Below are 10,496 nucleotides of genomic sequence, written 5' to 3'. Positions count from 1 at the left end.
GCCGCCGACGCAGGCCGCGACGACGTCCGGCAGGCGCCCGGCCTGCTCGAGGATCTGCTCGCGGGCCTCGGGGTTCCAACCCGCCTCACCACTCACGACGGCTTGCGGCCCACACCCGCGTACGGGAGGGAGTTGACCGACGGGTCGTCGGACATGTCGCCGACGCCCTCGGGGTTCCACATCGCGCAGCCGACCAGGCCCGGTTCGACGAGGTCGAAGCCCTCGAAGAACCGGAGCACCTGGTCGTGCGTGCGCGGGAACGGCTGGTTCTGCTGGTTCTGCCGGGTCGTGTAGACCTTGATCGCCTCGTCGAGGCCTTCGGACCCGGAGTCCGCCGCGACGTGCGTGACGGCGAGGAAGCTGCCCGGCGCGAGCCGCTCGCGGTAGCGGGCCAGGATGCCGGCCGGATCCCACGAATCGGGCACGAAGTGCAGCAGCAGCAACATGAACACGCCGGTCGGCTGCTCCGGGTCGAGCAGCCGGCGCGCCGGCTCGGCGTCGAAGATGTCGTTGACGTCGCGCAGGTCGGCCTGGAGCACCGCGCAGTTGTCGTTGTCCTGCAGCAGCAGCTCGCTGTGCGCGACGGCGACCGGCTCGCGGTCGACGTACACCACGCGGCACGAGGGATCCGCCTGCTGGACGATCTCGTGGAGGTTCCCGACGGTCGGGATGCCGGAGCCGATGTCGAGGAACTGCCGGACCCCGGCCCGCACCATGTACCGCGCGGCGCGGCGGAGGAAGGCGCGGTTGAGGCGGGCGGCGTCACGGATCCCCGGCATGATCTGGAGGATCTGCTCGCCGAGTGCCCGGTCGGCGGCGAAGTTGTGGTCCCCGTCGAGCCAGAAGTCGTACACCCGGGCCGGGTTCGGCACCGTGGTGTCGATCTCCGGCGGTACCCAGCTCGCTTCTCCGGTCACGGGACCTCCCACCCTCGCGGACTCTCGGCGGCCGAGCTTAGCCCCCTCATCCGTTCGTGTGGACTCGCGCTCCGGATACCCGGCACGCGGCTAAAGTGGCCCGGTCACGAGGAGACGAGGCCATGACGAACCCGCGTCCCGTGCCCGGCCGGGTGCCCCTGCTCGGACACACGGTGCCCCTGCTGCGCGACCCGCTGAAGTTCTTCACTTCCCTGCCCGCGCACGGAGAAGTCGTCAAGATCCGGCTCGGCCCGCTGCCGGTGCACGTGGTCACCACCCCGGAGCTGGCCTGGCAGGTGCTGGCCACCGACGCCGACAAGTTCGACAAGGGCCTGGTCTTCGACAAGATGCGCCCGCTCTTCGGCGACGGGCTGGCGACGTCGAACGGCGAGTTCAACCGCCGCCAGCGCCGCCTGGTGATGCCCGCCTTCGGCCGGACGCGGATCGCCGGCTACGCCGAGCACACCATCACGAAGCTCGCCGCCGAGCTGGTCGATGCGTGGCAGCCGGGCGAAGTCGTCGAGTTCGACAAGCGGATGCAGGACCTGGTGCTGACCGTCGCCGGGCAGACGCTGTTCTCCACCGCGCTCGGCGAGCAGGCACTGGCGGAGATCCGGCACTCGATCCCGGTCATGCTCAAGTACGTGCTGATCCGGGCGTTCTCGCCGAAGTTCGTCGAGAAGCTGCCGATCCCGGCGAACCGGCGGTTCGACGCCGCGGCCGCGCGCCTGCGGGAGGTGATCGGCGAGACCGTCGTCGCGGCCCGCGAAGACGGCGCCGACCACGGCGACCTGCTCTCGATGCTGCTGCTGGCCCGCGACGAGGACACCGGCGAGGGCATGTCCGATCGCCAGGTGCACGACGAGGTCATCACGATCCTCACCACCGGCGCCGAGACCACCGCCGTCGCGCTCGCCTGGTTCTTCCACGAGCTGGGGCAGCACCCGGACGTCGAGCGGCGGTTCCACGCCGAAGTCGACGACGTCCTCGGCGGCCGTCCGGCGCGCTTCGAGGACCTGCCGGAGCTCGGCTACACGAACCAGATCGTCAACGAGATCGTCCGCCGCACGCCCCCGCTGATCCTCATGCGCCGCGCGCGGGAGGACGTCGAACTCGGCGGGATCGCGATCCCGGCGGGCAGCGAAGTCGCGGTCAGCCAGCACACCCTGCACCGCGATCCGCGCTGGTTCCCCGACCCGGACCGGTTCGACCCGGACCGCTGGGCGCCCGGCCGCGCCGCGGAGCTGCCGAAGGGGGCGTACATCCCGTTCGGCGCGGGCGCGCGGCTGTGCCCGGGGCACGTGTTCGCGCCGACGGAGATCGGCATCGTGGCCGCGACCATCGGCGCGCGGTGGCGGCTGGTCCCGGTGCCCGGCAAGAAGGTGTACGCGCAGATCAAGGCCACGATGCAGCCGAACCGACTGCCGATGACGGTCGTGCCGCGCACGACCTGACGGTACGCGTCCGGCTACCGGGTGTAGTGTTCCCGAGTTCGTTCACCTGTCCGAGCACAGAGGGAGTGCGGCGTGAAGCTGCCCGTCAAGGTGACGTCGGCGTTGTTCGCGTGCGGCGTCCTGTTCGCGTCGCTGACCGCGGCGGTGCCCGCCGAGGCGGCCGCGATCTCCTGCAGCGACACGGATCTGCCGGTCAGCGGCCCGGGCCTGCCGCCGCTGGTGCCGGGGGCGCCGGCGACCGTGCACGGCAGCCTGTGCCTGCCCGCCGGAGACGCGCCGGACACCGTCCAGCTGCTCGTGCACGGCGGGACGTACAACAGCGCGTACTGGGACCTGCCGTATGAGCCGGCGCGCTACTCCTACCAGCGCGACATGGCCGCCCACGGCTATGCGACCTTCGCCGCCGACCAGCTCGGCGCCGGGGGCAGCAGCCGGCCGCTGAGTGTGCCGCTGTCGGTCTGGGCGGCCGCCGAGTCGATGCACGAGGTCGTCGGCCACCTGCGGGCCGGCCGGGCCGGCGGCGTCCCGTTCGCGAAGGTGGTCATCGTCGGGCACTCGGTCGGGTCCGGGGTCGTCGCCGTGGAGGCGTCGACCTACCACGACGTCGACGGCGTGGTCCTGACCGGCATCACGCACCTGCCCGCGCTGCCGGTGCTCGCCCTCGGCGCGGCGCTCGGCCTGCAGCCGGCGTTCCTCGACGCGCAGCTCGGGACCCTCGGCAGCGACCCGCTGTACTTCACGACGAAGCCGGGCGCGCGGGCCGGGCTGTTCTACGCCGCGGGCGACGCCGACCCGGCCGTGATCGCGGCCGACGAAGCGACGAAGGACCAGGTTTCGGTTCCCGGGATGGGCACGGTCGCGTTGTTCGGCATCGTTCTGCCCGCGACGTGGGGAATCACCGTACCGGTTTTCCAGGTGGTCGGTGAAAAAGACGTCCTTTTCTGCGGGGTGCTGGCGCTGCGCGACTGTTCCGACGCGGCGGTGCTGCGGGCGCAGGAAGCGCCCTATTACGCCGACCCTTCGAAGTTGTCGGTCTTCGTGCTGCCCGGCGCGGGACATTCCGTGGCGCTGCACGAAAACGCCGGCGAATACCGCAGTGCCACCCGGTCCTGGCTGCAGGACCGCCTGGGGGTCGCTCCGCAGGGTTATCACTCGATCGGACGAATTTGACCCCGTGCGTGTCGCACAATTCCGGGCCAAGATATCTCGATTGACCCGAACGGTGTGTACTGAACCCATGGACGGCCTGAGGTGACCGCTCCCCATCCCCGCGGCGACGCCCCGCGCACCAAGCCGTCCGCCGAACGCGCGGCGAGACGGCTCGACGCGCTCGCGCGCAAATGGGGTTACCTGATCAGCACCACGGCGTACCTGCCGCACACGCCCGAGGAGGTCGAGCGCGAGCTGACCGCCCTGGCCGGGCAGCTGTTCGAGGCGGTGGCGAGCGATCCGCCGGGGCTCGAGGCGGCCGCGGTCGCGGGCGGGCGGCTCGTCGAGCTGCGGTGCGTCGGTGCCGACAGCCTGCGCCGCAGCCTGGAGGTGCTGGGCAAGGCCTTGCTGCGCGAACCGGAACTGCGCGGCGTCGACCGGCAGGCCGAGCGGGTGGTGCTGGTGCTCGGCGCGTTCAGCGCCGGCTACGGCGAGACGTTGCGCGAGGACATCCAGAAGCGGCAGGAGGGACTCAGCCGCGCGCTGCTGAAGGTCGAACAGGAGACGCGGCAGAAGCACGTCATCACCCGCGCGCAGTTCGAGGAGGTGTTCGCCGGGTCGGCCAGCGGGGTCGCCCTCACCGAGCTGGACGGCCGGGTGCTGCGGGCCAACGCGGCGCTGGCCAAGACGCTCCAGCGGACCCCGGCGGAGATCGCCGCGCTGACCCTGTTCGACCTGGTCCACCCCGAGGACGTCGAGCAGCTGCGGGAAAGCTACCGCGAGCTGGCCGCCGGCCGGCTGCACCGGCTGCGCTCGGGCCGCCGCCTGGTCGGCAAGGACGGCGAACCGATGTGGGCGACGTTCGCCGCGTCGGTGATCCGGGACTCCGTCGGCGCGCCCCGGCAGCTGCTCACCATCGTCGACGACGACACCGAGGTCTCGCTGTTGCAGCGGCGGCTGAGCCACCAGGCCCTGCACGACGTGCTCACCGGGCTGCCGAACCGGCAGTTCTTCAGCACCCGCCTGGAAACCCTGCTGCGCGACGCGGACCCGGCGCGCGGCGTCACGCTGCTGCACCTCGACCTCGACGGCTTCTCGCAGATCAACGGCGGCCTCGGCCAGGAGCTCGGCGACCGGGTGCTGCGCGGGGTCGCGGCCAAGCTGAAGACGGTCTTCGACGCGGAGAAGGCGCTCGTGGCCCGCATCGGCGGCGACGAATTCGCCGTGCTGGTGCAGAACACGGACGACACGCCGGACGTGGTGACCCTCGTCCGCCGGATCACCCACGAGCTCGCCGAACCCGAGTACGTCGACGGGCAGCGCGGGGTCGCGGTGTCGGCCGCGATCGGCGTCGTCCACCGCCCGCCGCGCGACAGCACGCCGGCGGAGCTGCTCCAGGCGTCGGACCTGACCCTGCGGCGCGCGCAGCGGACGGGCAACCAGTGGGGCCTGTTCGACCGCGAGCTGGACCGGCGGGACCGGCACGACTTCGGCCTGGCCGCGTCGATGGCGGGTGCCTGGGAGACCGGCGAGATCGTCGCCGGCTACCGGACGCTGGTGTCCGCGACGAGCGGCGCGGTCGAGGGCGTCGAGGCGCGGCTGCGCTGGAACCACCCGGCCGAAGGCGCGCTGCCGCACGAGACGTGCGTGCGGCTGGCCGGGGAGACCGGGCTGGCCCTGCCGCTGGCCACCTGGCTGCTGCGCACGGCGGCCGAACGGCTGGCGGCGGCCGGGATCGGCGTGCCGCTGGTCGTCGAGCTCACCGCCCAGCAGGCGGCGGACCCGGACCTGGTCGGCGAGCTCCGCCGCGTCCTGGACGACACCGGCCTCGCCCCGGACCGCCTGCGGCCCGGCTTCCCCGCCGCGAGCCTGACCGGGGACGCGGCGGACAACTTCCGGGTGCTGCGCGAAATCGGCGTCCGGCCGGAGATCCACGGGCTCGCCGACGTCACCTGCCTGACGGAGTTCCCGGCCCACGCGGTCCGGATCGCGCCGGGCCTGGCCGCCAAGCGGGAACACCCGCTGGTGACCGGCTCGCTGTCGGCCCTGATCGACGCGGCGCACGCGGCCGGGGCACCGGTGTCGGTCGCCGGCGTGCGGATCCCGGACGAGGCCGCGTGGTGGCAGGAGCGGGGCGCGGACCTGCTTTCCGGCCCGGCGTTCCCCGGCCTGCCGGGCGGCCTGCCCGCCTGCTGAAGTCAGATCCGCACGAGGACTTCGTCGAGCGGCTTGCGCTCCAGGTCCGGGACGACGCAGTCGTCGGCCGGGTAGCCGACCGGGATCACCGCGAACGCCTTTTCGTTGCGCGGGCGGCCCAGCAGCTCCCCGAGGAACCGCATCGGCGACGGCGTGTGCGTCAACGCCGCGAGGCCTGCCACGTGCAACGCCGTGAGCAGCATGCCGACCGCGATGCCGACCGACTCGTCGACGTAGTAGTGCTTGCGGACGCCGCCGTCGTCGTCGAGGGCGAACCGTTGCTGGAACACGACGATGAGGTACGGCGCGTCGGTCAGGTGGGGCTTGACCGCGTCCGTGCCGAGCGGCCGGAGCGCGTCGAGCCACGCCTCGCCGAGCCGGCCTTCGTAGGAGATCCGTTCTTCGGCCTCGGCGGCTTCGCGGATCCGGCGCCGGACCGCCGGGTCCGTGACGAGGACGAACGTCCACGGCTGCTGGTGCGCGCCGCTGGGGGCGGTCGAGGCGACCGCGATCGCGTCGAGCACCGCGCGTTCCGGAACCGGGTCGGGGGAGAACATCCGCACCGAACGCCGGGCTTCCATCCGCCGGCGCAGCGCGGCGGCCCGGGCGAGCGTTTCGTCGTCGGGCAGCCGGGCGGGCTGGTACGGGACCGGGTGATACGTCATGCCCGGATTGTGGCGCGCGACACCGCGGCCGCAGCAGGGCTGAACGTACGATTCGCGGTGTTGAGCGTCCGTTCCACGGACAGTAAGGTGATCCTTCCTCAAAAAATTGCGCTGAACGGCGCAGTGAAACTAGGCCGTTCGGTCCTGTCGCGTGAAGTGATCCCCTCATTACCCTCCAGTAGCAGACAGTGGTGCCGATCACAGTCGTTCCGGGAGGCTTCATGGCGTCGCGCGTCCGAGGACCCGGCTCCGAAGACCGGCGCGAACTGCGGATCCGGCACTTGACCGGCTGCCTTCCCTGCACGCTCAAATGCGCGTACTGCGGGCTGCCGGTACGGCTGGCCGGGCCGGGCCACCACCCGGGCTACGGCGTGGTCGAAGAAGTGACCGGCGATCTCGTGCTGCTGCACCGGTTCTGCCGCGCCGCGCTCGGCCGCTGCCGGACGCGGGGGTGCGTGCTGCGGCGCGCCCACCTCGGCCGCGCCACCGAGCAGTACGAAACCGGCCGGCGGCCCGGGCGCTACCAGCGCCTCGGCGTCCGGCGCTCGCCCGACCTCGATCTGTACCGGAAACACTGGCGGATCGCGAAAATGCGGTACGCGTGCAAGGCGTGCCGGTACTACACCGGCTCGCACTGAGCCGGTCCTTCCATCACGACGCGGAGGACTCGTGCTCGTTCGTCTCATCCTCGGCCTGCTCATGACCGTCGTCGGCCTCGCCGTCGCCGGCAAGCGGGTGGCCTTCCTGTACCGGCTGATCAAGGCCGGCCAGCCCGACACCAAGCGGTCCGGCGAGCTCGGTGCCCGGCTCTTCGCGCAGGTGCGCGAGGTGTTCGGCCAGCGGAAGCTGCTGAAGTGGTCGGTGCCCGGCCTGGCGCACTTCTTCACGTTCTGGGGCTTCGTGATCCTCGCTTCGGTGTACCTCGAGGCCTACGGCGCGCTGTTCGACGAGAAGTTCGCCATCCCGTGGATCGGCCACTGGGCGGTGCTCGGGTTCCTGCAGGACTTCATCGCCGTCGCCGTGGCCGTCTCGCTCGGCGTGTTCACCGTCATCCGGATCCGGAACGCCCCCGAGCGCAAGGACCGCGCGTCCCGGTTCTACGGTTCGCACACCGGCGGCGCATGGCTGATCCTGCTGATGATCTTCAACGTCGTCTGGACGATGTTCTTCTTCCGCGGCGCGTCCTCGGCGTCCGGCAACTTCCCGTACGACAACGGCGCGTACGTCTCCCTCGGCGTCGGGAACCTGCTGGAACCGCTCGGGCACTCGACGACCGAGGTGCTGGAGACGGTCGGCCTGCTGCTGCACATCGGCGTCATGCTGGTGTTCCTGTCGATCGTGCTCTACTCCAAGCACCTGCACATCTTCGTGGCGCCGGTCAACGTCTCGGCGAAGCGGCTGCCGGACGCGCTCGGCCCGCTGCTGCCGATGGAGTCCGCGGGCAAGCCGATCGACTTCGAGGACCCGGGCGAGGACGACACGTTCGGCCGCGGCAAGATCGGCGACTTCACCTGGAAGGGCATGCTGGACTTCGCCACGTGCACCGAGTGCGGCCGCTGCCAGTCGCAGTGCCCGGCGTGGAACACCGGGAAGCCGTTGTCGCCCAAGCTCGTCATCATGAACCTGCGCGACAACCTGTTCGAGGAAGCGCCGTACATCCTCGCGGGCACCGAGCACGAGGAGGCGCGCCCGCTGGTCGGCCCGGAGGCCGATGGCGGCGTCATCGACCCGGACGTGCTGTGGTCGTGCACCACCTGCGGCGCGTGCGTCGAGCAGTGCCCGGTGGACATCGAGCACGTCGACCACATCGTCGACATGCGCCGCTACCAGGTGATGATCGAGTCGGCGTTCCCGACCGAGCTGGGCGGGCTGTTCAAGAACCTGGAGACCAAGGGCAACCCCTGGGGCCAGAACAACTCCGAGCGCCTCGCCTGGACGAAGGACCTCGGCTTCGACGTCCCGGTGTTCGACGGCGAGCTGGCCGAAGACGTCGAGTACGTCTATTGGGTCGGCTGCGCCGGCGCGTTCGACGACCAGGCGCGCAAGACCGTCCGCGCCACGGCCGAGCTGCTGCACATCGCCGGGGTGAAGTACGTGGTGCTGGGCAACGAGGAGTCCTGCACCGGTGACCCGGCCCGCCGCGCGGGCAACGAGTTCCTCTTCCAGATGATGGCGCAGCAGACGGCCGAGACGCTCAACGCCGTGTTCGAGGGCCGCGAGCCGCGGCTGCGCAAGATCGTCACGACCTGCCCGCACTGCCTCAACACGCTGGGCCGCGAATACCCCCAGCTGGACGGTCACTACGAGGTCGTCCACCACACGCAGCTGCTCAACCGCCTGGTCCGCGGCGGGCAGCTGACCCCGGTCAAGCCGGTCGAGGACGGCCCGAAGGTCACCTACCACGACCCCTGCTACCTCGGGCGGCACAACAAGGTCTACACCCCGCCGCGCGAGCTGGTCGGCGCGACGGGTGCCTCCTTGGCCGAGATGCCCCGCCACGCCGACCGCGCGCTGTGCTGCGGCGCGGGTGGTGCGCGCATGTGGATGGAGGAGCAGATCGGCAAGCGCATCAACCTGGAGCGGGTCGACGAGGCGATCGCCACGGACGCGGAAACCATCGTGACGGGCTGCCCGTTCTGCCGCGTGATGCTGACCGACGGGCTCGTCCAGCGGCAGAGCGAGCAGAAGGCGGAGAACGTCGACGTACGTGACGTCGCCCAGCTCCTGCTGGAACGGGTGAAGGCCCCGGCGTCCGCGCCGACGCCGAAGCCCTGACCGCGGCCGGCTCAGCCGTCCACTGTAGAAGCGACCACAGTGGACGGTGAGTCGGAGTGGTGCGTCCTGGTGCCCAGTTCCGCGGTCGGCACCCGGGAGGTCTCGCGGGCCGTCGCCGCGGCGAGTGCCGACACCGCGCACACTCCCGCGGTGAAGACGGCGACGCCGAGCCAGTCGTCCTTGCCCGAGCCGATCGCCGCCACCACGCTCGGGGCGAAGCCCGCCACCGCGAAACCGATCTGCGTGCCGATCGCCATGCCGGACAGGCGGACGCGGGCGCTGAACATCTCGCCGTACAGCGCCGGCCAGACGCCGTTGACCCCGGAGTACGCCACGCCGAACAACACGATGCCGAGCACGAACAACAGCGCGTACGAGCCGATCGAGATCGACCACAGGTACGGGAAGATCAGCAGCCCGCAGGCCAGGCAGCCGGCGATGAACACCGGTTTGCGCCCGACCCGGTCGGCGAGCCGGGCCAGCAGCGGGATCGCCGCCAGCGCGACGACGTTCGCCAGCACGCCGACCCAGAGCATCGGGGTGCGGGCCAGGCCGATCGTGTTCACCGCGTAGCTCAGCGCGTAGACCGTGAAGATGGTGCTCACCGAGGCGATGGTCGCCGCGAAGACCACGCGCAGGACGTCCGCCCAGTGGTGGCGGAACAGCAGCGCGACCGGCAGCTTCGCGACCTCGGTGCGGGCGAACACCGGTGTCTCGTCGAGCTTGCGCCGGATCACGAAGCCGACGACCACCACGAGCGCGCTGCCCCAGAACGGCAGCCGCCAGCCCCAGGTCAGCAGGTCCGCCGCCGGGAGTGCGGCAACGGGGAGGAAGATCGCGGTGGCCAGGATCTGGCCGGCCTGCGTTCCGCTCAAGGTGAAGCTGGTGAAGTACGCCCGCCGGTGTTCCGGGGCGTGTTCCAGGGACATCGAGTTCGCCCCCGCCTGCTCGCCGGCTGCGGAAAGCCCCTGCAGCAGGCGGAGCACGACCAGCAGGACCGGGGCGAGGACGCCGACGCTCGCATACGTCGGCAGGCAGCCGACGCAGAACGTCGTGAAGCCCATGAGCAGCAGGGTGAAGACGAGCACCCGCTTGCGGCCGAACCGGTCGCCGACGTGGCCGAGGACGAACGCGCCGACCGGCCGGGCGAGGTAGCCGACGCCGAAGGTGGCCAGCGCCAGCAGGGTGCCGGTGGCGGGGGAGGAGGCGGGGAAGAACACCTTGCCGAACACGAGCGCGGCGGCGGTGCCGTAGATGAAGAAGTCGTAGTACTCGAGCGCGCTGCCGATCCAGGCGGCCAGCGCCGCCTTGCGGGGCATCGATCCGGTCACGGGGAGGTG

At 71.3% G+C, this 10,496-nt stretch carries 8 protein-coding genes; 5 read left to right on the top strand and 3 right to left on the bottom strand.

Features of this window, described 5'->3' with window-relative positions; all coding sequences use genetic code 11:
• Positions 1 to 92: 92 nt before the first annotated feature.
• Positions 93 to 917, bottom strand: coding sequence for an SAM-dependent methyltransferase (locus tag ACWEGE_RS37780; RefSeq protein ID WP_449665278.1), 825 nt, complete (start codon positions 915 to 917; stop codon positions 93 to 95).
• 122 nt (positions 918 to 1,039) lie between these two features.
• Between ACWEGE_RS37780 and ACWEGE_RS37775 the strand changes: the two genes are divergently transcribed.
• The 3 genes from ACWEGE_RS37775 (at position 1,040) to ACWEGE_RS37765 (ending at position 5,716) form a co-directional block, all read left to right on the top strand.
• Positions 1,040 to 2,371: a cytochrome P450 gene (locus ACWEGE_RS37775; protein WP_449665277.1), complete on the top strand. Its 1,332-nt coding sequence runs from the start codon at positions 1,040 to 1,042 to the stop codon at positions 2,369 to 2,371.
• Positions 2,372 to 2,443: 72 nt separating this feature from the next.
• Positions 2,444 to 3,541 (top strand): alpha/beta hydrolase, encoded by a 1,098-nt coding sequence (locus tag ACWEGE_RS37770; RefSeq protein WP_449665276.1) that lies wholly within the window; start codon positions 2,444 to 2,446, stop codon positions 3,539 to 3,541.
• A gap of 81 nt (positions 3,542 to 3,622) precedes the next feature.
• Positions 3,623 to 5,716, top strand: coding sequence for a diguanylate cyclase domain-containing protein (locus ACWEGE_RS37765; RefSeq protein WP_449665275.1), 2,094 nt, complete (start codon positions 3,623 to 3,625; stop codon positions 5,714 to 5,716).
• Between the two features lie 2 nt (positions 5,717 to 5,718).
• On the opposite strand, the gene ACWEGE_RS37760 is transcribed toward ACWEGE_RS37765, so the two are convergent.
• Entirely contained in the window at positions 5,719 to 6,381 is a 663-nt protein-coding gene (locus ACWEGE_RS37760) for a nitroreductase family protein (protein ID WP_449665274.1), read from the bottom strand.
• 221 nt (positions 6,382 to 6,602) lie between these two features.
• On the opposite strand from ACWEGE_RS37760, the gene ACWEGE_RS37755 reads away from it, so the two are divergent.
• Positions 6,603 to 7,019 (top strand): hypothetical protein, encoded by a 417-nt coding sequence (locus tag ACWEGE_RS37755; protein WP_449665273.1) that lies wholly within the window; start codon positions 6,603 to 6,605, stop codon positions 7,017 to 7,019.
• A 31-nt stretch (positions 7,020 to 7,050) separates the two neighbouring features.
• Positions 7,051 to 9,156, top strand: a complete 2,106-nt coding sequence (locus tag ACWEGE_RS37750) for a (Fe-S)-binding protein (protein ID WP_449665272.1) — start codon at positions 7,051 to 7,053, stop codon at positions 9,154 to 9,156.
• A gap of 11 nt (positions 9,157 to 9,167) precedes the next feature.
• Here the strand turns inward: ACWEGE_RS37750 and ACWEGE_RS37745 are convergent, their stop codons facing one another.
• Entirely contained in the window at positions 9,168 to 10,487 is a 1,320-nt protein-coding gene (locus ACWEGE_RS37745; protein WP_449665271.1) for an MFS transporter, read from the bottom strand.
• Positions 10,488 to 10,496: the final 9 nt, after the last annotated feature.

The sequence above is a fragment of the Amycolatopsis sp. NPDC004747 genome (assembly GCF_053601335.1).
The sequence above is the reverse complement of the archived record's forward strand: the minus strand, read 5'-3'. Positions and strand labels throughout refer to the sequence as shown.

Excerpts from the sequence above, each read along its gene's own strand:
- ACWEGE_RS37775 (WP_449665277.1), top strand. The coding sequence starts at position 1,040 with ATGACGAACCCGCGTCCCGTGCCCGGCCGGGTGCCCCTGCTCGGACAC.
- ACWEGE_RS37755 (WP_449665273.1), top strand. The coding sequence starts at position 6,603 with ATGGCGTCGCGCGTCCGAGGACCCGGCTCCGAAGACCGGCGCGAACTG.
- ACWEGE_RS37760 (WP_449665274.1), bottom strand. The coding sequence starts at position 6,381 with ATGACGTATCACCCGGTCCCGTACCAGCCCGCCCGGCTGCCCGACGAC.